The sequence below is a fragment of the Companilactobacillus sp. y65-5 genome, assembly GCF_057541095.1.
Genome location: NZ_BAAJOA010000006.1, coordinates 138,703 through 161,378 on the forward strand (window position 1 = coordinate 138,703; position 22,676 = coordinate 161,378).

Sequence of the window (22,676 nt, forward strand, 5' to 3'; positions counted from 1 at the left end):
CGATGATTTTCAATCAAATCATCGAAGTTTTTTATTCACTCACATTTTCTTGTTGGTAAAATGCTTCTAATCCAGCTGTATCAGGATAGCCATCATTGTCACCCGGCGTCTGAATCTGCAATGCTCCGACTGCATTACCACGCAACACGGCCGACTTCATTGACTTACCTTCGAGTAAGGCGGTGATCACTCCGAGTGCAAATCCATCACCTGCACCAACAGTATCTACGATATTATCCACCTTGAATCCTTTGACAGTATAGCTGTCGCCATCCTTAGTCTTCACATAAGCTCCGTCAGAACCTATCTTGACGATGACCGTCTTAGTACGTTCACCCTTCAAATAAAAATCGGCGATAACTTCTGGGTCATCAGATCCAACTAAGATCTTACCTTCATTGATTCCCGGTAATACGATATTGGCTGATGAAGCTAGTTCATTGATCGTACTGATCATCTTCTCTTGGCTACTCCACAATGGCGGTCTCAAGTTAGGATCAAAAGTTACTAAAATATCCTTATCAACGATCCGCTTCAATAATGTCTTAAATGTTTCTTCAGCCGTATCTGAGATTGCCGGAAAAATACCAGACATGTGCGCTACTTTAACACCATCCAGATCAATCTCATTGATGGTATCACTCGTCAAATGTGAAGAAGCAGAGCCTTTACGATAATTGAACGTATCAGGGTCTCCCTCAGTGACTAATTGCTTCAATTGATGACCGGTAAAATTATCAGAGTCTCTGGAGATGTACCTAGTCCCAACATCATGGCTCAAAATAGTCTTGATGACATAGTCACCAAACGGATCGGCACCCACTCGAGAAATATAATCGACAGAATGTCCCAATCGACGTACACCGATTGCAACGTTCAACTCAGCCCCGCCCATTAGTTTTTGAAAGTTGACAGCATCAGTCAATGAAACATCTGGATCCTTTGATGCAAAGATGACTAATGGCTCGCCAATTGTGATAACTTCGCTCATAATAACTCCTCCTCAGTTTAAATTAATTCCATCTGTTCTTTGATTTCTTCATCCGTATCTATGGGGTATTCTAAGGCAATATCAACATCGGGTAAGTATGTGACGATGTCTTTCCAATCATAAATACCTGTATCCAAGTCGACTGACGTCGCAAAGTTACCTTCGTCCTCGATGATATTTTTTAAGTGAATGTAATGAGTATAGGGTGCCAGTTCCTTGGCATTTTCGACCGCATCTTCATGTGTAAAGGCCCAATTACCGAGATCATAGACATACCCGATCTGTGTAAGACCCACTTCGTAGACTGTCTTTAAAAATTTCAGCAGTGATACTTTAGTACCTGATAAACTAGTCTGGTCATTTTCAACATTCATTTCGATCTCATCGATGGGATAGGCACTCAAACTAGCTTTGAGATCACCTTTGAAGTTATCAAAATAGCCCACGTTGAATTTTATCTTCTGCACTCCTAGTCTTTTACCTTCATCAAAATATCCTTGTAGCTTAGGATTGACCGTGCCATCTTCTTCAAAAATAATATCAGGAACACTGTAATTAGCGAGTAAGTCGTTCTTCTGAATCTTATCAGCCGTTTTGGTTATTTCATCATCGAAGTTTTGGAAATATTCACGTCTAATTTCCACTCCTTGAGCACCCAATTGACCGACACGATCGATCAAGTCGACTTGACTAGTACCTTTATTCACATCGTCCGCAAACAGTAACGTATTTATAATCAATGACATTTTAACACCCCGTATTTCGTAATTTTTTTTAAAAAAAGAGCCGGAACCGCAGTTCCTGCCCCTTTCACAACAAACTAATCAATCTCGTAGTCGATCACAAAACTCCGCTGTGAGCGAGCAGCCAGTTTACAATTGCCTTCTTTATCATTCAACTCGACTTCTTCGCCGTACTTATCTGAAACACCATAGAACGGCTCGATACATAAGAACCCAGCCTTAGCATCGTTCTGCGTCCACAGACATAATTGTGGAAAATCTTCGAATTTTGCCGTGATCGAATGTTCACCATCAGCTGACTTCAGTGCAACACTGTCCAAATGATTTTTTTCAGTGAAGACGATCAGTCCATCTTGGAATAACTCGTGACTGAGTGGTAGAAAGTCGCCATTGTAACTCATAAGTTTCTTGAGCTTACCCGTTCGCAACGGCACACCGGTCTTAAAGGTTATTTCGTGATATTCCAATTGTTTGACACTAGGTTCAAAGACTAAATAATAATCCTCGAATTCACTACTATTGGAGCCGATCGGAACATTAAAAGCTGGATGGGTTCCCACAGCAAAGCTCATTACTTTGTCATTTAGGTTCTTGACCGTATCGATCATCCGCAAACGTCTGCCAACTAATTCAAACTTGATCGAGAACTCAAACTCAAACGGATAATATTCTTTAGTTTCATCATCACTGTGCATGGTGAATTCAACACTATTGTCTGATAATTTGTTAGCAACGTATTGATGGAAAAATCCCACACCGTGTTGAGGCATTTCGTATCTCGTGCCATTGACTAAATAGTGATCGTTCATAGATCTTCCGATAGATGGAAACAGATTAGGAGCATGCTTAGGCCAGATATCAGGATCGGCGTCCCAAATATAATTAAACCCCGTTTTTTTATCGACTAAACTAGTTAATTCAGCCCCTAATTCGTTGATTTCAGCTCGTAAATAATCATTTTCAATTACTTGCATCATTGGCCTCCTGTAAAATTACAACTTATTGATTGGATAGTGGATCTTTTCTCCGTTAGCGAATCTTACAGATTCTTCAGCCACTTTGCGTTTTAATTCTGAGGCTGCTTCGACTGAATACCAAGCCATATGTGGAGTAGCAATCAAATTGTCATGTCTGAATAGCTTATTATCAGCCGAAACAGGCTCGTTTAACATGCAGTCTAAACCAGCGCCTGCTATTTCACCAGCAGTCAACGCCTTATCTAAGTCATCTTCATTGATGATTCCACCACGAGCTACATTGATGATGACCGCACTCTTTTTCATCTGTTGGAAGGCCGCATAATTGAACAAATCTACGTTATTGTCAGATGGAATATGTAGTGAAATGGCATCTGATTCTTTGATCAAGTCTTCCAATTCTACTGGTTTGATGTAATCAAATTCTTCTGAGGGTTTAAAGTATGGGTCGTAGCCGATAACTTTGAATCCTAGTGCATGAACTTTGGACGCAAAGTTACGACCGATTCGACCTAAACCAACAACTCCGACAGTTTCCTCGCTGAATCGATGGATCGGAACGGATTTTTGGAAGTTCCATTCATTATTCTTAGTATTATCGTTCATCATGACGATCTTTCGCTTGAGGCTCAAGAGAAGTGCGATCGCATGGTCAGCCACTTCATTCATCCCATAGTCAGGGACATTTCCAATTTGAATACCATGTTTGGTAGCTTCTGGGACGTCGATCGTATCTACACCGACTCCGTAACGAACGATATACTTCAAGCTCGGAATAGCATCCATTACTTTTTTAGTTATTTTGGCATACTGTATGATAAAAATATCACCATCACCGCATTGATCGATAACTTCATCTTCAGTCTTAGCATCGCACAGTGTTACTTCCATACCTGCCTTAGCGAAGACGTCTTTTTCGATATCGACACTTCCTTGATCACAATCTGTAATATAAATTTTCATGATTTCACCCTCACTATTATTTAACTAAGTATCCACCATCTACTGGAATGATGGCTCCATTGATGTAATTAGAAGCATCTGAAGCTAGCCATACGACTGGTCCCTTCATATCTTCTGGTTGTCCCCAAGCTTTAGCAGGGATTCGGTTGGTAATTGCTTCGTAACGTGGATTAGCTGGATCAAGCAAGGCAGTATTCATAGTCGTTGCCATATATCCCGGCGCTAAGGCATTTACGTTGATACCTTTTTCAGCCCATTCGTTACAGAGAGCCTTCGTCAATTGAGCAACTCCACCCTTGGAAGCAGCGTATGCAGGGACGGTATAACCTCCGAAGAATGATAGCATCGAAGCGATATTGATAATTTTACCTGGTCCGTCTTGTTCGATGAATTTTTTACCTGCCAATTGACATAGTGCAAAGACTGCTCGTAAGTTGACGTTGATCACGAAGTCCCAATCTTCCATTGGAAATTCTTCACTCTTATGACGACGTTGCACTCCGGCACCATTGACCAAGATGTCTAGATGCCCACCTAATTTTTCAACCGCTTCATCAAAAGCAGCACTTCTCTTGTCATCATCTCCAAGGTCAGCGATAACTGCGTAACAGTGGTAGCCTTTTTTAGTGAATTCTTCAGCTACTTCTGTCGCTTTCGGATTAACATCCAAAATCGTTACATCTGCTCCCGCTTCAAGTAAACCTTCAGCCATACCATTACTGAGACCTTGAGCTGCTCCTGTCACAATTGCTTTTTTACCAGTTAAATCATTCAAATTCATATTATTTTCCTCCTACGCTTAACGCTTCTACTTTTATATTGCTTTTGTGTGCATCTAAATATTTATTGATGGAAACAAGAACTACTAATGCCACCGCTACCATAACTAACATAATTATGAAGACCGGTATGTACGAACCCGTGCTCTCATAAATTTTACTTGAGCCATACGAACCGATAAACACGGAAATGATTCCATAACTATTGATAACACCAAAGTTAAGAGCCATATTCTTCAAGCCCCAGATTGTCTTGGTGAAGTAGGTCATGACGATCAAGATGGAACCAAAGGACATACCACAGAGCAGGCAACCTAGTGATAAAATCCAAATACTGTTGTTATACTCAGACATCAATAACAATCCAATCGCAACAACGTACAGTAAGTTGGAGAAGAACATCGTATTCTTCCGACCATACTTATCTAGAACAAAACCACCGATCAAACGGCCAGCGCCATTACCTAAGCTAACCAATCCAACGATGATCGCAGCTAAGGTAGCCGCTATGTGATGTTGATCAGGTAGACTCTTACCGATACCCAGAATACCTAAGCCGACGCCACCTAGAAGAACCATCCAAATATAGAACAAGTAGAACACTGGATCACGTAACATATCATGAAAGTCTTTATCTTGTGTTTTCTCAACTTGACCTTGATCATCTGCTTCGACTTCAACGATGTTATCTGCAGCTGTTGGGTCTTTGATCACAAATGAACTAAACAACACCAGAGCTGAGAAGATAATACCTATTGCAATAAATACTATTCTCCATTGAACCACAACGTAAATCTTAGTAATAATTGGCCCTAATATAAAAGCTCCCATACCATAACTCATCAATAAGGTACCTTGAGCTTTACCGACATTGTCCGGATACCATGCCGTGATCGTTGGTAAAATCCCGTTATAAACGAAACCTATTCCTAAGCTGGTCAGCACACCGTATAAACTATAAATGACTACTAAATCATATGGTGCACGTGCAAACGCTGATCCGACGAAACCTATCAGTATACAAACAGCACCTAAATTAAAAACAGTCTTAACGGAATACTTCTTCAACAGCCTACCGGCAATGATATTACCAATAGTAAAACTGATTATCGATAAGACGAAGATCATTGATAATTCAGATGGAGTCCAACTAAATTCTTTCTTTAGGGGAACCATAACGATTGAATAAGCATAAATCAGACCCAAAGAAAGTAACAAAACACATGCATCAATCAAAAGATATTTTCTTTTTTGCACTTAAAGCTCGCCTCTTCTCTTAAAACAATAACTATACAGTAACTATGGTAAGCGCTTACCAATCAGAACAAATAAATAAGTCATCTGATGAATTAAAACTATCACACATCAGATGACTTTGTCAATTTATTTTTTTAACAACCTTTTGAACGCCAGACGATTATTAGCCATGTGTACTAGCATGGAATCATGCGCCATGATAGCATTGTGGTCACTTATCGCCTGACAGATCTCCCGATGTATTTTTACAGTAAATCTTTTGGCGTCATCATCAACATAATTGCGATTGAACACCAGAATGGACGTATTAATTATCGGTAATATGTAGGAGTATGCCATGTTATCACTAGCTTTGGCAATCAAAGAATGAAATTTTATATCTAAGTTTATGTGGTCATTGTTACCCAAACTGAATGACTTCTCAATCTCTTTGGCTAGTCTATTGATCTCTTCGACTTGATCATCTGTCGCATAAATAGCAGCTTTACTGGCAACCTCAGGCTCCAAAACGTAACGCATATCGTAAAAATCACTGATCACTTTGGTTTTATCACGAATCATCGTCAAACCAAACGGATCAGTCGAACGCCCTTCCTTCTCACTGACATACGTTCCTGAACCTTGCCGAACCTCAAGTATATTCCTCGATATGAGGATTCGAATAGCCTCTCTGAAAGTACTCCTACCAACATCTAGATTGGTGGAAAGCGTATATTCGTTAGGTAACTTCTTGCCGGGTTGAATGTTATTTTCCTTTATGTACTCAATTATCTTATCTGTCGTTTGTTGTACTAAATTTTGAGCCATAACGTCCTCCTAAGTCATCATATGTATTTTCATTGATTTAATGATTACTACTGCTTATCAATACTTATATTACACTATGGTATGATGACTTTTCAAATTTTGGAGGTTGATAACCAAAAACAATCTAAGGCAATATATTAAATTCTCCAATCTCAAACCCTTTACTGGTCAGATATGTCTTAGTAATACTCCCATTATCTGGGAATGCATCCTCTACGCTAACTTTTGGATGTGCATATTCTAAAATCATAGTTTCAATCAACGTTCCATGTGTAACAACAGCAATTCTCGCATCTCTCTTATTTTCTCTATTAAGGTCTTCTAATCCCTTATTGAAGCGAACTAATAAGTCATCAGAACCTTCTGCATAACCCCAAGAATCTGCTTTTTTCATAATGTCTCTCGTGAATTTCATTGAGTATTTTTTAGCGAAGTCTAATTGATTATCAAATCCATAAGGCTTGCCCAATTTTTTCCACAGATCGGTACTATTTAAGCCTTCCAGTGAACCAAAAAATATCTCTCGAAAATTTTCATTGACCTCTAAATTCAAATCACTAGCTTGATTCTCTTTTTGGATTATCTTGGCAGTATCTATTGCACGTTTCAAGTCTGAACTATATAAAGCATCATAGTGAACATTTTGTAGATATTTGCCTGTTTTTTTTAAATCATCAATCCCCTGATTCGTCAGCGGCGTGTCTGACCATCCCTGCATTTTATCCATTAAATTGAATATTGTCTGTCCATGTCTGATAAAATCTATTTCCATGATTATTCCTCCAAATAAAAAATGAGGAATCACAAATCAAACTCCTCATTATTATTTAAATCTATTTATTATCAACTATCGAAACGCTTTGACTAGTACCTAATCTAGAGGCTCCACTCTTGATCATATCCATAGCTTCAGAATATGAATGGATCCCACCAGATGCTTTGACTAATGTTCCATTACTTACATTATCGCTTAAGATCTTGACGTCGCGAACTGTCGCCCCTTTAGATGAAAATCCTGTTGAAGTCTTTACATAATCAGCACCACTTTCAGATACTATTTGTGCAGCCTTTGCCTTTTCAGCATCTGTAAGAAATGATGTTTCAATGATTACTTTTAATATCCTCTGACTTCCGTGCGCCAACCTAGCAAGCCTGTTAATTTCATTAGCAACGTAAGTATAATTACCTTCTTTGAACATGCCTATATTTATTACCATATCCAATTCATCGGCACCATTCTGAATTGCATTCTCCAATTCAAATTCTTTAACAGTCGTAGTATTCGCACCTAACGGAAATCCAATGACAGTTGCAGTTTTCACATCAGAATCTTTTAACTTTTCGCTGACATATTCAACCCAGAATGGATTGACCATTACTGAATAAAACTCGTTTTCTTTAGCTTCAGCAATTACCTTGTCTATGTCTGCTGTCGTTGAATCGGGTGCTAATAAGGTATGATCAATATAACTACCTAACGAATTTATCCCTTGCACTAACTCGGATATTTCATCGATTATGCCAGTGTAATCAACTTTTGAAAAGTCAGAAACATCTACTCTGAAGACTTTGCCCAGCTCAAAATCATCATACTTCTTGCTCTCTAAGAACTTCTGAAGTTCCTCTTTGGTAGGATGAATATCCACTTTGCTTCGATCCTCTAATTTATCCCCAAGATGATAATGATTCATCAAATGACCAATATGCCTATCTGGATCTAAGTCTCTTTTTAGTTGTCTTGCGTACAAGGCATCTATATCAGCTGTAAGAACCACCGAAATATCTTGATATTCGAATTCATCACTCAGTCTCTTTAGGGTACCCCATTGTTTCACACTGAATGGGTAGTCAGAGATAATTGAGTTACCTTTTTCCATTTCAATTCTTACTTTTTCTAAGTACAGTTGAAGAGCTTCGTAATCAAGCATTTCTTTTTGTTGTACATCATCAAATCCATATTTGTCATAAAGAAATTCTTTTTCCACATCTATCGATAATTCCACAAATCCTGAAATTTTCTGTCGTATCATATTGTCGAAATATGATTTACCAGTACCCGGTGAACCTGCCATTAATAATAATGTTTTTTTCAAAATGATGCCTCCATTAAATATAAAAGAGATCCTGCATTCAGCAGAATCTCTTTTATTTTCTATTCTGTAACTGCTGGAATTGGGCTTTTCTTATTCATGAATAAGTCAACTTTGTGCACGATGATATCATGCACGGCCTTGTTACATGGCATAATGTTATTTCTTAGTGAATTATTAACTTCAGTTTTGCCAAAATATTCTTGTGCAGTTCTTGTCCAAGCAACCAACAATTCAGTACCAACGTTAAATTTACGAATTCCATTCTCTGTCAAACGATGATAATCATCTTCGTTTACACCTGTACCACCATGAACAACTAATGGTTTATCAATATCAGCATGAATTTCTTCTAGGAGTGGGAAGTTTAACTTAGTCTTTGATTGGAATTGGCCGTGATGAGTACCAATACCAACAGCCAATGCATCAACATCACATTCTCTAACAAATTCTACTGCATCTTTAGGATCAGTATATTGACCTTCCGCCACAGTGAAACCTTCTTCCGTACCACCGATAGTACCAATTTCGGCTTCAACTGATGCACCATGGGCATGGGCATATTCAATAACTCGTTTTGTCTTTGCGATATTTTCTTTAAATGGTAATAGTGATCCATCAAACATTACAGAACTATATCCTGCATCAATAGCATCTTTAATGTCAGTCAAATCTCTAGCATGATCCAAGTGTAATACTACATCAACTGCTTCTTTTTCTGACATTGATTTACATACAGCAACAAAATTACTCATACCAACATAACGGGCAGTTGAAACACTAGTTTGAATAATGATAGGTGAGCCTGAATCACGAGCTGCTTCAATCATACTAGGTACCATTTCTAAGTTATGGGCATTAAATGCTCCGACTGTATAATCCAATTCTTCTGCTTCTTTTAATACTGATGCTAATGTTTTATACATTATATAAATTCCTCCAAATTTAATAATTTGATTTTAAGACTCGTTTTGAAATACTCAGTAAATCGTCCATCTTACCAACATACTTTTGAATGCCATCATCATCCTTTTGATAAGCGGCCTCTTTTCTCTTTTCTTCGTACAATTTCAGTAGCCCATTATAGGCATCACCAAATTGTTCTTTTTCATCCAAACTTGCCTCATAGTATTTGATGGCATTATCTTTATCATCGATTTTTTCATATGAAGCACCTATGGCATTAAGAGTGGTGATTTTTTCGTCACCTGACTTTTCTTTTAAATCAGATTTAAGTGACGAGATTTGATTGTTTATATCTTTTATTTCATCCTCAGTCAGTTCAACTTTTTCTGGTTCAACTGGCTTTTTAGATGGTTTTTTCTTAAATAATCCAAACATGTTTTACCTCCTTAAATTGCCTTAAGAATAGGTGAGATCATCCATGCATACATTAAGCAAGCGACGATCGTATCTGAATCTGTTGCAGAAGCGTTGGTGAATCCCATATGTGTTAATACTCCTACTAATAAAGCTGGTAATAATGTGATAAATAGTCCGTGAACAACACCACCGACAATTGCTCCACGACGACCACCAACAGCATTACCGAAGATACCTGCAGTACCACCGGCAAAGAAGTTTGTTAACATACCGGGTAAAATAACAGCTAATCCAAAGACTGGTAGGAAGAACATTCCTATCACAGTACCGATTGTTGTAGTAATAAAACCGATAATCACTGAATTTGGTGAATAAGGGAACAATACTGGACAATCCAAAGCTGGTTTTGAATTCGGAACTAGTTTCATAGCGATACCACGGAATGCCGGAACAATTTCACCAAGCAAGAGTCTAACTCCGGCTAGCAATACGTATACACCAACAACGAATTGAATAGCTTGTAAGAAGGCGAACATCATGTAGTTCATACCACCGGCACCGACTGCTCCATACTTAGGACCAGCGAATGCTGCAGTAATAAGATAGAGTGGCACCATAACTACCATTACTGATAGGTATGTATCTTGCATAAATTCCAAACTCTTTGGTAACTTAACATCTTCAAGTGAATGTTTTTCTTTACCACGTTCACCGAACAGCCATGCTGTACCAGCTTCAACCATATAACCTACGGTACAGAAGTGACCTAGAGCAATTGCATCATTACCGGTGATCTTCCGAACGATCGGTTGTGCGACAGCTGGCATAGCAACTGCGAAAATACCACCGATAACACTACCTAAAGCAATTAGTGGAAAGCCACTGAGACCAGCTGCGTGACCACCAATCGTTGTCATTGTTGCCATCCATAGCAGTGCTTGACCTGTTAAGAAGATATATTTCCAAGGACTGAATCTAGCAATAATGATATTTACAATAAAAATTCCTAAAAATGTTAGAGCAATTTCATTACCTAATCCTAATTGATTCATTGCTTGACCATTTATGGCTTCAATACTAGGAACAATTCCTGTTAAATGAAATCCATGTGAGAAAATTTTCCCAAAATATGTCAAACTACCAACGATGATTGAAGAACCCGCGGATAGAACTTCAAATCCTAGTAAGGTTTTGAATGTACCGCTAAGAACACTACCAAATGATTTTCTTTGAAGAATCAAACCCAGAGCGGCAATTAAAGCAATCGTTATTGCAGCTTGAGTCAAAACGTTATCAATAATGAACTTAATAACAGCCATAACTTATCACCCCTTTGATTAATTACGATAATTCCTCTATTACTGGAATTAACTTCTCCTCTATTTCTTTTGTATCAACAATATTGTGCAAAAATACAAATCTGATAGCTGGATCTAGATCAAACTTCTCAAACTGTGGTTTAAAATTCTCAGCGGAAACAATGATATCTGCTCTCAATCCAGGTGTGGACGAGATAGCTTCATGCTCTAGTGTTTCATCCAAGTTATGTTGGTTCAATACATCCTCAGCTGTCATCTGACATGCCAAACTACTACCTAAACCTGCGCCACAAATGAAATAAATCTTTAGTTTTTTTGCCATTTTAATCTCTCCCTCTAATTATTCTGTGTTTTCTTTACAAACAGAGCTTCTTTAAACGTATTCAAATCTTTGATCTGAGACAGTTCCTCGATTTTCCCCGGATCCGACACTAGTTGTACGATTGCCTTCATAATATTCAGATGCGAATAATTATTGACAGCTGATAAACAAAATACTAGCGAAACAGGATCGTTGTCCTTATTTCCAAAATTAACTGGGGTTGATAACGTTAGTACACTAACGCCGAGTTGATTAGCTCCTTCTTCTGGTCTGGCATGAGCAAGTGCTAATCCAGGTCCTATAACTATATATGGTCCAAATTTAATAACTGCTTCTAACATCGCGTGCACATAATGATCACTTATTACATCATCATTAACTAACGGCTGAGCAGCCAATTGAATTGCTTCTTTCCAGTTGTCGACCTTCTTCTGTATTTGAATACGGTCATCTGTTAATAAATCTTCTAGCATTGGTTGCACCTCCTTTTTATTTATGAATAAATTATTATTTCTAAATTCAATCGATAGTTTCTTTATGAATTCATTAGTAATCCCACTGTATGTTTCGCTAATACAATTGAGCACATCATCAAACAATTTATTAGCGTTTATCATCGGTGATTTTTTTGAAGCTTTATGCCCCTTCAAAAAGTTGCTGATTTGTAAATAATCACTTTCTTGTGGAATCGGTGGTAATTTGATACTAGGAATATTTCCTGTGTCAATCTGGATAGTTTTAACGACTAAATCAATCGATAATTTTGACAAAACTCCGATATCCGCAACACTCAACACGGCTAATACTTCAATATTGAAATTCTTTTCTAAGTTTGCTGCCAACAAATGACCTGTTGCTAAGCCATAATTACAGACCACTGCGACGCGATACTTGTATTCTTGATCTCGTTCGATCTGCATTTCAGCAGTGCCGAAGTATACCGTTATGTAACAGATCTCATCATCTGAAACCGTTAATTCTTCCTTATCAAAGTAATTAGTCATGAACTTATAAATGTTCTTATATATATCCGGATAATTGGTTTTAATGATTTGTTTTAAAGGATTGTATGATTGAATCCTTTCATGGAGTCGATAGATCAAGCCGGTCAAGTGATTATACAGACCTTCATATAGATCCTCCTGTGTGGAGAGTGGCAGCGAAAGTTGCTCTTCCATATAAGTAACTAGCTGCATCGTAAGAATCTGTGTCTCTATCCATTCACTATTTGTATTATTAAAATTAGAATTGAAACTGTTTAAAACAAAATAGATATATCTGATTTCTGTGTCATCTATATTTTCCAGTTTGAAGTCAGATGATAATTCCTTGATATAATTTATGGTTTTTTTGTTTTTTGGATTCCATTCGTCATGACTTTCTGCGATTATTCTTTCATTACCTAATATCCTTTGAATCCATATACAAGAATGAAGGATCAATTGATAGTCATTGGCGACATTCCCCGTGGATCCGATTTTTTGGATATTGTCAGAATAAATTTGTTTAACTGCATTAAGTAATTGAGTAGAAATGAGTTTTTCGATACTTTTTGAAATAATATTGCTATATGTCTTATCGTTACTTATGAATCTGGAGAGATCGGTATTCTGGGTAATGGCGTCAGCAATCATCATCCTGATTGATCGCTCAGAGCCTTGAATCTGAACTCCTCCTTTAGCACTACTAACGGCTTTCAAAGAATATCTTTCCAAAAAACTTCTCAATACACGCATATCTTCATCAATGGTACTTTTACTGATTTTCAGTTTCTCTTGTTCTTGATATACAAAAATTGGTTTACTTCTTGTCAAAATATCAAATAATAATATGATGAATCGTTCATTTGGTGAGTAATAATCGGCATCATCTCCTAATATGCGAAGATCTTCGATCTGAATCAGTTCTTTTTCGGTATGATCCAAACGTATGAATCCTCGGTTTTGATAGATATCTGAAAGACCACTTTTATTGAAAATAGAATTAATAGTTTTCAATTCGTTTCTAATGGTTCTATCTGAAACATTTAACATTTCACCTAATTCGTGAATTTTCATCCCATTAGGCTTAGAAAGTAATATATGAATTATCCTATCTGTTCTTTTGGTCATCTTCCCTTACCTCAATTACAATTCTATGTAATCGCTTGCAGAGATTAAAGTTCATCTTTTTTCAATCGCTAATGGAAAAATTCTCCACCTAACTTCTGATAAACAAAAAAAGCCGACCCATAAGGTCGACTAAAAAACCATTAAACTATTCACTACTCAAATCGACATCGTCACTGACATCAATTTTCTTCTCAATAAATCCTTCTGAATAGAACAGGTCAGCAATTTCTTGTTGTTCCTTTACATACTTACTACTCATAGCTGCGATACCGTATGTTCGACGTTCAACCATCTTCTTGACTACGGACTTAGAAACTCCGAGTGACTTACTCATCATAGTTATCAACTCACTATGATTGTTATTGGCCCAAGTCATATCATCTTGAAGATATTCGATCATATACTTAGTAATAGTCTTATTGTTCTTAGCGAAGCTAGTTGTTGAGAGGACATAATCACGATTATTAGTGATTCCTTCACCTGTAACTAGAACTTTGGCATTTTGGTTGATCTCAGCTTGTGAGGTATACGGATCCCACGTTGCCCACGCATCAACTTTACCTTTGGAGAAGGCTACACTGGCAGATGATTGATCCATATTGACCCAAGTAACGTCATCAGCACTCAATCCGGCTTTTTTCAAAGCTTTTAGCAACATATACTGTGAGCTGGTTCCTTTAGTATAGGCTACTTTTTTACCTTTCAAATCAGCGACGGAGGAGATACTTGAGCTCTTATTAACTAATATCGCCGAACCTTTGGACTTGGAATATCCGGCCGCGACATAGGTCAGCTTAGTGCCAGCGGCTTGGGCGGATACTGGCGGTGTATCACCTGTTCTGGCATAGTCGACTGAACCTGAATTCAGCGCCTGCATCAGTGAGCTACCGTCTGAAAATTCTTTCCAGACTACTTTATAGCCTTTGGCTTTCATCTTTTTAGCGAACTCACCACGTTGCTTTGCGATATCGAAGGGATCACCTTTTTGATATCCCACCGTAACGGTCGTCAAACCTGAGGTACTGGCTCCAGCATCAGTTTGTTTGAATCCATAAAAGGCGATACATGCCCAGAAAACTAATACGACACTGATCAGGATCTTTTTTAAACGTCTTTTATTCTTTTTCATCTATTAAGCACCTTTACCTACGGCCTCTTCTAATATTTGGTTGCGCAACTTTGCTCTAATAACTTTTCCAGTAGGATTCCTAGGATAGTCATTCACAAAAATAACTTTGGTCGGTCGTTCGAATACTGCCAAGGTTTCTTTGGCGTGATTCAAAATATTTTCCCGTGCAATGGTTTGACTTTGGACATCCTGTCCAATGACTACGGCGGTCACGGCTTCACCATACATTTCATCAGGTGTACCGATAACGGTAACTTCCTTAACACAGTCGAGTTGACTCAAGGCATTCTCCACATGTGCCGGTGCTACTTTTTCACCACCTCGACTGATGATGTCTTTTTTGCGACCTTTTACAAATAAATAGCCGTCTTCGTCCAAGTAACCTAAGTCACCAGTTAAGAACCAATCTTCTTTGAAGGAATCTGGATGTGGATCCATATAATCTTTGATCACATGGTCACCACGGACTGCGATTTCACCGATTTGGCGGGCCTCATGGCTGAACTCATCTCCAACTAAAATTGCCAATTCAGTCTTAAATGGTTTACCAGCCGAACCAACCTTGGGTGCATCAAAGGGATTGATCGTGCACTGACTAGCGGTCTCGGTCATCCCATAACCTTCCAAGATGATAGTATGGAAGCGATTCTGGAATGCAGTCAATTTATCGAGTGGCAAAGCAAACGATGAACAGCGCACGAAACGTAAGCGGATATCTGCACTGTATTCTTGATTAGCTTTTTCATTTATCAATAAGATGTTGATGATCGTTGGGACGACTGACACCCAAGTCACGTGATTCTCACGGATCTGTTGCCAGAATTTCGACGCACTGAATTTTTTTGCGATCACTACCTTGCCTCCAGACAAGCGAGTCGACAATAACGAAATCGCCTGAGCATTGATATGAAACATCGGCATGATGATCATCGTCGTATCTGCGTTCGTCATCTTGTGGCTTTCGATATCATGTAAAACAGCATTGTGTAACAGCTCATGCGTGATACCTACACCTTTAGGCTTGCCCGTAGTACCAGATGTATTCATGATCAAGGCTAGGTCCTCTTCCATCGGATCTTGATCGACATGACCAATGATATTTTGGTCGCGGATGATCGACAAACGTTGTGAAGTGTGTAGGTTCACTTCGTCAATTATGGTGACAGAACGTTGTTCCATTACTGCCTCTACCAATTCTTCCTTGACGATAGCCGCGGCATACTGATGTTCATCCAATTCTTGTTTTAACTCCGTAGCTGGAGTTGTGTCTGAGATCGGGTGCACGACCGCTCCGACTTCCCAAACAGCCTGCACGATAGTCGGATAGACGCCGTTATTTTCTAAGCAAACTAGTACCACATCTCCGTGGCCTACTCGTAAGTCGATCAAATCATTTTTGATCATATTGACGTCATTCTTGATTTCAGTGCCGGTAAACCACAGATCGCGGCTTTCATCCTTAATGACTTCTTCCTGACTATTATTTTTCAACTGCTGGTTTAATTGTTGAGTTATTTTTGACATTTAACGTGCTCCTTTTAAATTTTTGTGGTCTACCAATCAAGATTCCAAATGGTGGTACTTTGTAGCAGAACCATGAGATCAGGAAGGCACTTCCTAAGACGAAGGCGTATCCGAGTGGCAACATGAGTAACATGAGCCAAGATGGAATCGAGAACAATGACAGGATTCCGTACAGTGTTAAGATCGGTAAACTTTGAACTAGATATAATCCGAATGAAACTTTTGATAGATTATTGATGATGCGATCGATCCAAACTGGTAGATCATTGTCTCTGGCATGTGCGTATTGACGACCGATCCAGAAGACGAAGGCGATCATGACTGCATCGTAGATAAAAATAAATGGTTGATGAATCGATAAGGTTCCACCCATGCTTAGTTGAAGCACTCTTTGGTCGAAGTAAAACAATCCGACCGTTCCTAGAGCCAAGACGGCTGTTATCCAGCCGATCAACTTGTGGAACTTCTCAATAAACGCATCCACCGCATCGTAGTGAATTGCCACGAAGGCTCCTGCAATAAAGTAAAATTGATAGGTAAAAACATTTAATCCGTAAGCACTGAGTAAGTATGGCCAACCGCTACGGTCGACTCCCGGTAACCAGTACTTGATAGCGATCGTTATCAGCAGTTGTAAAGCTGCACTGATACCTAAGATAGTTAGATGGTGCTTGTCGAATTTTTTAAACATTTTAATAATAAGTGGAAAGATCAAGTAAAGTTGGAAGGTTACGACGATGTAATACATGTAATATTCATTGCCATGTAACCAAGCGTCCAATAGATGGTTCCAGTAATCACTCCAGATTATCGTGCTACCAGCGAAAACCGTCGCAAATAGCATGATGATAGCATTCCAACTTAAATACGGAATACCTACGCTGGTGTAACGTTTCTTCCAAAAACTCAACCAGTGATTGTCACGATTGTAATAGTTAAGGACTAGCACCAAGCCTGTCATGAACATAAAACCCATTCGTGTAAAGTGAAGTGACAAGTGTGTCGCTTCTAAAAATAACTTGCTGAAAGAGCTGTCTGACATACTTGATTTGAATGCCGTCGTCGTGTGATTGAGTAATACACCACCGATGAAAATAACTCGCATCAAGTCGACTTCGTGTAAATATCGTCTCTTTTTCTTCTCGGCCAAGAGCTCACCTCTGTATCTTTTTTGTCTTCACAATGTTTCATAAAGCATATATAAGTTATAGCATCCCTATTAGACTAGGGTCTTGATGATTCACTAAGGTTAAAATATGAATTTCTTATAATTTATTTATTTTCTCTTTTTGGTAAATAGTAAATATTACTATTTACATTTAAATAGCATTCGTTTATTCTTAAATAGTAATGTTTACTATTTAAGGGAGAGGGATTCATGAGTTTTAAAAAAACCAGAAACATTGTTTTGAGTATCAGCATCTTACTACTAGGAGTATTCCTAGCCGGATGTAGTAATAATCCTAGTTCCACATCTACCGACGATAAGTTAAAGATCGTTACGACCACGGACTTCTATGGGGAAGTCGCCAAAGCTGTCGTCGGTGACAAAGGTTCAGTCGAGTCGATCATCAATAAACCCGGAGTTGATCCACACGATTACGAACCTACGACCGCCATTGCCCAAGATGTCAATAACGCCGATGTCACTATCGCTAATGGCTTGGGATACGACTCGTGGATGAATAAGTTAGGCAAAAAAGATCAAGGTGTTTTCATCAAAGTTGGTGAAAATGTACTTAATAAGAAGACTGGCGACAATCCGCATATTTGGTATGATCCACAGACTATGCCTGCCTTAGCAAAACAACTTGCAAAGGAATTAGGCAAGCAACAGCCGACTGACAAAAAATATTTCCAAGCCAACGCGGACAAATACATCAAGTCACTACAACCTGTGCAAGATGAATTGACTGAGCTGACTAAAAAAGCTACTTCAACTGAGAATAAGAAAGTATATGTCAGCGAACCAGTTTTTGACTATGCTATTAAAGCAATGGGCTTCACAATAGGAAACAAAGCGTTCGAAAAAGCTGTCGAAAATGGAACTGACCCCGCACCATCAGTCGTTAAGGACATGCGCCAAGGTATCATTAACCAGCAGATATCGTTTTTGGTTTATAATGCGCAAGCTGACAGCAAGACGGTCGATAACATGATCGCTCTAGCAAACGAGAACGACATCCCTATCCTTAAAGTGACCGAGACTCTACCAGCCCACAAAACTTACAAAGAGTGGATGCTGTCACAATACAAAAAGCTAAATAAGATATTAGAAAAAAATCGTCAATAAACGCTCCAAATCAGCATTGGTCTAGTTCATTACTGTGGGTATTTATCAGTTTTTGATAACGTATTCAAAAAAATTATTAGACCATATTGACCCACTCTAAACCCCTGTAAGCCTAGGAATCCTCTCTGGGCTTTTTTTAATTGGTATAGGTAAAAATCAAGAAAACGCTTGCATTTATTAAACTCGTCATATATATTCTAATTATTAATTAAAACGTCATATTAATTATTAAGGAGTTATATATAATGAGACAAATTTATTTCTTTTCTGAAGGTAACAAAGACATGCGTGATCTATTAGGTGGTAAGGGAGCTAACCTAGCCGAAATGACTAGATTAAACCTTCCTGTTCCCCAAGGATTCACGATCACAACTGAAGCTTGTCACGCTTATCAACAAAGCAGTCACGTGTTGAGTGAGAGCTTGATGTTAGAAATCGACAACGCTTTGGACAGATTGAGCGAAATCACTGGTAAAAAATTCGATGATGAAGCTGATCCACTATTGATCTCAGTTCGTTCCGGTGCTGCCATCTCAATGCCTGGTATGATGGATACGATCTTGAATATCGGTTTGAATGATCGTTCAGTAGTTGCCCTAGCCAAGATCACTAACAACGAGCGTTTCGCTTACGACAGTTATCGTCGTCTCCTAGGTATGTTCGGTAACGTTGTTTACGGCATCGACGAAGATATCTTCGATAATGTTTTGACTGAAACAAAAAAAGCCAACAACTATCAATCCGATCTCGAATTAACAGCTGATGACTTGAAGAATATTGTTACTGAGTTTAAAGAAATTTACCAAAACGAATCTAACAAACTCTTCCCTCAAAATCCTAAAGACCAATTATTAGCCGCAGTCGAATCAGTCTTCTCATCATGGGACAACAATCGTGCTCGTGTCTATCGTCGCCAAAACAACATCCCTGAAACTCTCGGTACAGCCGTAAACGTTCAAACTATGGTCTTCGGTAACTCTGGTGAAGATTCAGGTACTGGTGTGGCCTTCACTAGAAACCCTGCCAACGGTGACAAAGCCCTCTTCGGTGAATACTTATTGAATGCTCAAGGTGAAGACGTGGTATCAGGTGTTCGTACTCCTGAATCAATCGAAACTTTGCGTGAATCAATGCCTGAGATCTATGACCAATTCGCTAAAATCGCTGAAAAACTAGAAACTCATTACCGTGACATGCAAGATCTTGAATTCACGATCGAACACGGAACGCTCTACTTATTACAAGCTCGTGCTGGTAAACGTACTCCTGCTGCTGCAGTCAAAGTTGCCGTAGACTTAGTTCAGGAAGGCTTGATCGACAAAGAGACAGCTATCAAACGTATCAAACCTGAATCAATCTCTGCCATGCTTCATTCAGAATTTGCCCACAAAGCACTTGAGAGACAACAAGTCCTAGCTACAGGACTACCAGCATCACCCGGTGCTGCCAGTGGTCAAGTCTACTTCACAGCCGCAACTGCTAAGGACGCTCACGATGAAAAACATCAAAAAGTAGTTCTACTGAGACAAGATACTTCTCCTGAAGATATCGAAGGTATGGTTGTCAGTGAAGCTATCGTTACTTCACGTGGTGGAATGACTTCTCACGCTGCCGTTGTTGCTCGTGGGATGGGTTCAACTGGTGTCGTTGGTGCTCACGCCTTGCAAGTTAACTACGCTAAGAAGACGGCGACTGTTGAGGATACAGTTATCAACGAAGGTGACTGGATCTCAGTTGACGGAACACACGGTAACCTCTACCTCGGTCAACTAGAAACCAGTGACGCAAGTATCAATGATGACTTGTCAACACTACTAGAATGGGCTAAAGAAATCAGTCACATGGGTGTATACACGAACGCCGACACACCAACCGACTTCGAGCGTGCGCTTGAATTCGACGCTGACGGAATCGGTCTAACCAGAACAGAGCATATGTTCTTCAAGCCAGAACGTCTACTACAAATGCGTCGCTTGATCCTCGCTAAGGACGCTGAAGGTCGTAAGGACCCACTAGCTAAGATCCTTGCTCTACAACAAAACGACTTCTACGAAATCTACAAGTTGTCAGCTGGAAAATCAGTCACAGTTAGATTACTAGATCCACCATTACACGAATTCTTACCACACGATGAAAAAGAAATTAAGATCGTTGCTGAAGAAATCGGCACGACGGTTGATGCTTTGAAGTCTAGAATCGATTCACTTAAAGAATTGAATCCTATGTTAGGACATCGTGGTGACAGATTAGCCGTTACTTATCCTGATATTTACCAAATGCAAGTGAATGCCATCGTTAATGCAGCTATTCGCTTGAACGAAGAGGGATATGACATCAAACCTCACATCATGATTCCATTGACAAACTCAAAATCAGAAATGAAGTGGGTTAGAGATGTCGTTGAACAAACTATCCAAGAAAAACTAGCTGCTAACGATACTAAACTCGAATACAAGATCGGTACGATGATGGAAATGCCTCGTGCCTGTGTCACTGCTAATAAGATCGCTGAAGTTTCAGACTTCTTCAGCTTTGGTACTAACGATTTGACTCAATTAACATTCGGTTATTCACGTGATGACGTTGGTTCATTCATGCCTGAATACATTGCTCAAGGAATCTTACCAAATGATCCGTTCCAAACTGTCGATACTGAAGGTGTCGGTGAATTGATGCGTATGGCAGTAGATCGTGGACGTAGTACCAATGACAAGTTGCCAATCGGTGTTTGTGGTGAAGTCGGCGGTGATCCTGCATCGATCCAATTCTTCGAGAAGATCGGTATTTCATACGTTTCATGTTCACCATTCAGAGTCCCTGTTGCTAGAATTGCTGCCGCTCAAGCCGCATTATCTAACAAATAAGCTTTCAAAAAATACTACGTGATATTATAATTAATATAACAACATATATTTAGGGAGATATCATGTACTTAACTGAACGCCAAAAAAAAATTATCGATATGACTCGCAAACAAAGTCCTATGACTAGTGAACAGATTGCCGACAAACTACAACTAAGTGTGCCTACGATCCGTGGGGACTTACGTTTATTAACAGCAACTGAAATATTAAAATCACGTCCTAAAGTAGGATATGAATTCTCACAATTGCCAAAATCCAGCCTCGATTTTGAGGAATTGTATGGAGAATCAATCGCCCATATCCTGATCAAGCCAATCTTCGTACAGCCCAACACTACTTTGCCAGAGTGTGTCAACAAACTATTCATCAATGATGTCGGGTCATTATATGTGACAGACAATGATGACAATCTATTAGGACTGATTTCACGAAAAGATTTATTAGCTGTTACCGTCAATAATGCCGATACGGACTCAATGATCGCCAGCATGGTCATGACTCGTATGCCCAATCTGATCACAGTCGATGCCGACATGTCGATAATCGAAGTCGGAAAATTGCTCTATAAACATCAAGTCGATTCATTTCCAGTCACAAAAAAAGACGACCCTACTAAGGTCGTCGGTAAAATCACTAAAAACCGCATCTTCCAGTACTTTATTGAAGTCGGTTTGAAATATACAGAATAGAGTGTAGCCAGACACGTTGTCGCGTGCTTGGCTACACTCTATTTTTTTGCGGCACATTCTGGACAGAGTCCATAGATCTCGATGGCATGTGATTCGACTTCACAGCCGGGCAATTGATCGGTAAAAAAGCTCAATGGACAAGCTTTCAATTCAATTACTTTGCCACAGTTGGAACAAATGAAATGATGATGATGCATCTGATCGAAATCACACTGAAACTTGATCATCGTTTTATTTTTTTCTTGATACTCGACCAGCCCGATATCCGAAAATTCCTTCAGATTGCGGTAGACGGTATTATTGCTGATGCCAGGATAGATCGACTTCATATACTCATCTACATCACTGATCTGCACGTACTTATGAGTATAGTTACTCAAAAACTCGATCAAGTCCATACGTTGCTTAGTTACCTTATAGTGGTTATCTCTTAAAATCTTGATTGCTTCTTCCAAAGACCCTCACCTATGCTTTTTATTCTTCGACTAGTGTAAC

General features: G+C 39.0%; 21 protein-coding genes. 3 read left to right on the forward strand and 18 right to left on the reverse strand.

Annotated elements, in window-relative coordinates; genetic code table 11:
- Window positions 1-31 precede the first annotated feature (31 nt).
- The 17 genes from AC27FM_RS10835 to AC27FM_RS10915 all read right to left on the reverse strand — a co-directional run bounded on the left by AC27FM_RS10835 (window position 32) and on the right by AC27FM_RS10915 (window position 17,485).
- Window positions 32-991 carry a sugar kinase gene (locus tag AC27FM_RS10835; protein ID WP_487088199.1) on the reverse strand — a complete coding sequence of 320 codons (960 nt, stop codon included), beginning with the start codon at window positions 989-991 and terminating at the stop codon, window positions 32-34.
- A gap of 17 nt (window positions 992-1,008) precedes the next feature.
- Window positions 1,009-1,737, reverse strand: a complete 729-nt coding sequence (locus AC27FM_RS10840) for a sugar phosphate isomerase/epimerase family protein (protein ID WP_487088201.1) — start codon at window positions 1,735-1,737, stop codon at window positions 1,009-1,011.
- 74 nt (window positions 1,738-1,811) lie between these two features.
- Window positions 1,812-2,708 (reverse strand): aldose 1-epimerase family protein, encoded by an 897-nt coding sequence (locus AC27FM_RS10845; RefSeq protein ID WP_487088202.1) that lies wholly within the window; start codon window positions 2,706-2,708, stop codon window positions 1,812-1,814.
- Between the two features lie 18 nt (window positions 2,709-2,726).
- Window positions 2,727-3,674, reverse strand: coding sequence for a C-terminal binding protein (locus tag AC27FM_RS10850; RefSeq protein WP_487088204.1), 948 nt, complete (start codon window positions 3,672-3,674; stop codon window positions 2,727-2,729).
- 16 nt (window positions 3,675-3,690) lie between these two features.
- Window positions 3,691-4,455, reverse strand: coding sequence for an SDR family oxidoreductase (locus AC27FM_RS10855; RefSeq protein ID WP_487088206.1), 765 nt, complete (start codon window positions 4,453-4,455; stop codon window positions 3,691-3,693).
- Between the two features lies 1 nt (window position 4,456).
- A complete protein-coding gene (locus AC27FM_RS10860; RefSeq protein ID WP_487088208.1) occupies window positions 4,457-5,710 on the reverse strand; it encodes an MFS transporter in 1,254 nt (417 codons plus the stop codon).
- A gap of 126 nt (window positions 5,711-5,836) precedes the next feature.
- Entirely contained in the window at window positions 5,837-6,517 is a 681-nt protein-coding gene (locus tag AC27FM_RS10865) for a FadR/GntR family transcriptional regulator (RefSeq protein WP_487088209.1), read from the reverse strand.
- Between the two features lie 124 nt (window positions 6,518-6,641).
- Window positions 6,642-7,289, reverse strand: a complete 648-nt coding sequence (locus tag AC27FM_RS10870) for a histidine phosphatase family protein (RefSeq protein WP_487088211.1) — start codon at window positions 7,287-7,289, stop codon at window positions 6,642-6,644.
- Window positions 7,290-7,350: 61 nt separating this feature from the next.
- Window positions 7,351-8,004, reverse strand: a complete 654-nt coding sequence (gene deoC / locus AC27FM_RS10875) for a deoxyribose-phosphate aldolase (protein ID WP_487088264.1) — start codon at window positions 8,002-8,004, stop codon at window positions 7,351-7,353.
- Window positions 8,005-8,669: 665 nt separating this feature from the next.
- Window positions 8,670-9,533, reverse strand: a complete 864-nt coding sequence (locus AC27FM_RS10880; RefSeq protein WP_487088213.1) for a class II fructose-bisphosphate aldolase — start codon at window positions 9,531-9,533, stop codon at window positions 8,670-8,672.
- A 19-nt stretch (window positions 9,534-9,552) separates the two neighbouring features.
- Window positions 9,553-9,948 (reverse strand): tetratricopeptide repeat protein, encoded by a 396-nt coding sequence (locus tag AC27FM_RS10885; protein ID WP_487088215.1) that lies wholly within the window; start codon window positions 9,946-9,948, stop codon window positions 9,553-9,555.
- A gap of 11 nt (window positions 9,949-9,959) precedes the next feature.
- Window positions 9,960-11,249: a PTS sugar transporter subunit IIC gene (locus tag AC27FM_RS10890; protein WP_487088217.1), complete on the reverse strand. Its 1,290-nt coding sequence runs from the start codon at window positions 11,247-11,249 to the stop codon at window positions 9,960-9,962.
- Window positions 11,250-11,271: 22 nt separating this feature from the next.
- On the reverse strand, window positions 11,272-11,571 hold the full coding sequence (locus AC27FM_RS10895) for a PTS sugar transporter subunit IIB (RefSeq protein ID WP_487088219.1): 300 nt from the start codon (window positions 11,569-11,571) through the stop codon (window positions 11,272-11,274).
- A gap of 14 nt (window positions 11,572-11,585) precedes the next feature.
- The gene (locus AC27FM_RS10900; RefSeq protein ID WP_487088221.1) at window positions 11,586-13,682 is read right to left on the reverse strand and encodes a BglG family transcription antiterminator; all 2,097 of its coding nucleotides are present in this window, start codon (window positions 13,680-13,682) and stop codon (window positions 11,586-11,588) included.
- A gap of 145 nt (window positions 13,683-13,827) precedes the next feature.
- Window positions 13,828-14,811 carry an aliphatic sulfonate ABC transporter substrate-binding protein gene (locus AC27FM_RS10905; RefSeq protein ID WP_487088223.1) on the reverse strand — a complete coding sequence of 328 codons (984 nt, stop codon included), beginning with the start codon at window positions 14,809-14,811 and terminating at the stop codon, window positions 13,828-13,830.
- Window positions 14,812-14,814: 3 nt separating this feature from the next.
- Complete coding sequence (locus AC27FM_RS10910) at window positions 14,815-16,335, reverse strand: AMP-binding protein (RefSeq protein WP_487088225.1); 1,521 nt, start codon at window positions 16,333-16,335, stop codon at window positions 14,815-14,817.
- Entirely contained in the window at window positions 16,292-17,485 is a 1,194-nt protein-coding gene (locus tag AC27FM_RS10915; RefSeq protein WP_487088227.1) for an acyltransferase, read from the reverse strand. The genes AC27FM_RS10910 and AC27FM_RS10915 overlap by 44 nt, the downstream gene beginning before the upstream one ends.
- Window positions 17,486-17,713: 228 nt before the next feature.
- Between AC27FM_RS10915 and AC27FM_RS10920 the strand changes: the two genes are divergently transcribed.
- The 3 genes from AC27FM_RS10920 (at window position 17,714) to AC27FM_RS10930 (ending at window position 22,181) form a co-directional block, all read left to right on the forward strand.
- Window positions 17,714-18,628 (forward strand): metal ABC transporter solute-binding protein, Zn/Mn family, encoded by a 915-nt coding sequence (locus AC27FM_RS10920; protein ID WP_487088229.1) that lies wholly within the window; start codon window positions 17,714-17,716, stop codon window positions 18,626-18,628.
- A 245-nt stretch (window positions 18,629-18,873) separates the two neighbouring features.
- A complete protein-coding gene (gene ppdK / locus AC27FM_RS10925) occupies window positions 18,874-21,492 on the forward strand; it encodes a pyruvate, phosphate dikinase (RefSeq protein WP_487088230.1) in 2,619 nt (872 codons plus the stop codon).
- Window positions 21,493-21,554: 62 nt separating this feature from the next.
- Complete coding sequence (locus tag AC27FM_RS10930) at window positions 21,555-22,181, forward strand: CBS domain-containing protein (protein ID WP_487088232.1); 627 nt, start codon at window positions 21,555-21,557, stop codon at window positions 22,179-22,181.
- A gap of 38 nt (window positions 22,182-22,219) precedes the next feature.
- Here AC27FM_RS10930 and AC27FM_RS10935 read toward each other — a convergent pair whose 3' ends face one another.
- Entirely contained in the window at window positions 22,220-22,636 is a 417-nt protein-coding gene (locus AC27FM_RS10935) for a Fur family transcriptional regulator (RefSeq protein ID WP_487088234.1), read from the reverse strand.
- Between the last annotated feature and the right edge of the window lie 40 nt (window positions 22,637-22,676).

Bases quoted from the DNA above. Each gene is read 5' to 3' on its own strand.
- AC27FM_RS10835 (WP_487088199.1), bottom strand. From the start codon at position 991: ATGAGCGAAGTTATCACAATTGGCGAGCCATTAGTCATCTTTGCATCA.
- AC27FM_RS10840 (WP_487088201.1), bottom strand. From the start codon at position 1,737: ATGTCATTGATTATAAATACGTTACTGTTTGCGGACGATGTGAATAAA.
- AC27FM_RS10845 (WP_487088202.1), bottom strand. From the start codon at position 2,708: ATGCAAGTAATTGAAAATGATTATTTACGAGCTGAAATCAACGAATTA.
- AC27FM_RS10850 (WP_487088204.1), bottom strand. From the start codon at position 3,674: ATGAAAATTTATATTACAGATTGTGATCAAGGAAGTGTCGATATCGAA.
- AC27FM_RS10855 (WP_487088206.1), bottom strand. From the start codon at position 4,455: ATGAATTTGAATGATTTAACTGGTAAAAAAGCAATTGTGACAGGAGCA.
- AC27FM_RS10865 (WP_487088209.1), bottom strand. From the start codon at position 6,517: ATGGCTCAAAATTTAGTACAACAAACGACAGATAAGATAATTGAGTAC.
- AC27FM_RS10870 (WP_487088211.1), bottom strand. From the start codon at position 7,289: ATGGAAATAGATTTTATCAGACATGGACAGACAATATTCAATTTAATG.
- AC27FM_RS10880 (WP_487088213.1), bottom strand. From the start codon at position 9,533: ATGTATAAAACATTAGCATCAGTATTAAAAGAAGCAGAAGAATTGGAT.
- AC27FM_RS10885 (WP_487088215.1), bottom strand. From the start codon at position 9,948: ATGTTTGGATTATTTAAGAAAAAACCATCTAAAAAGCCAGTTGAACCA.
- AC27FM_RS10890 (WP_487088217.1), bottom strand. From the start codon at position 11,249: ATGGCTGTTATTAAGTTCATTATTGATAACGTTTTGACTCAAGCTGCA.
- AC27FM_RS10895 (WP_487088219.1), bottom strand. From the start codon at position 11,571: ATGGCAAAAAAACTAAAGATTTATTTCATTTGTGGCGCAGGTTTAGGT.
- AC27FM_RS10900 (WP_487088221.1), bottom strand. From the start codon at position 13,682: ATGACCAAAAGAACAGATAGGATAATTCATATATTACTTTCTAAGCCT.
- AC27FM_RS10905 (WP_487088223.1), bottom strand. From the start codon at position 14,811: ATGAAAAAGAATAAAAGACGTTTAAAAAAGATCCTGATCAGTGTCGTA.
- AC27FM_RS10910 (WP_487088225.1), bottom strand. From the start codon at position 16,335: ATGTCAAAAATAACTCAACAATTAAACCAGCAGTTGAAAAATAATAGT.
- AC27FM_RS10920 (WP_487088229.1), top strand. From the start codon at position 17,714: ATGAGTTTTAAAAAAACCAGAAACATTGTTTTGAGTATCAGCATCTTA.
- ppdK (WP_487088230.1), top strand. From the start codon at position 18,874: ATGAGACAAATTTATTTCTTTTCTGAAGGTAACAAAGACATGCGTGAT.
- AC27FM_RS10930 (WP_487088232.1), top strand. From the start codon at position 21,555: ATGTACTTAACTGAACGCCAAAAAAAAATTATCGATATGACTCGCAAA.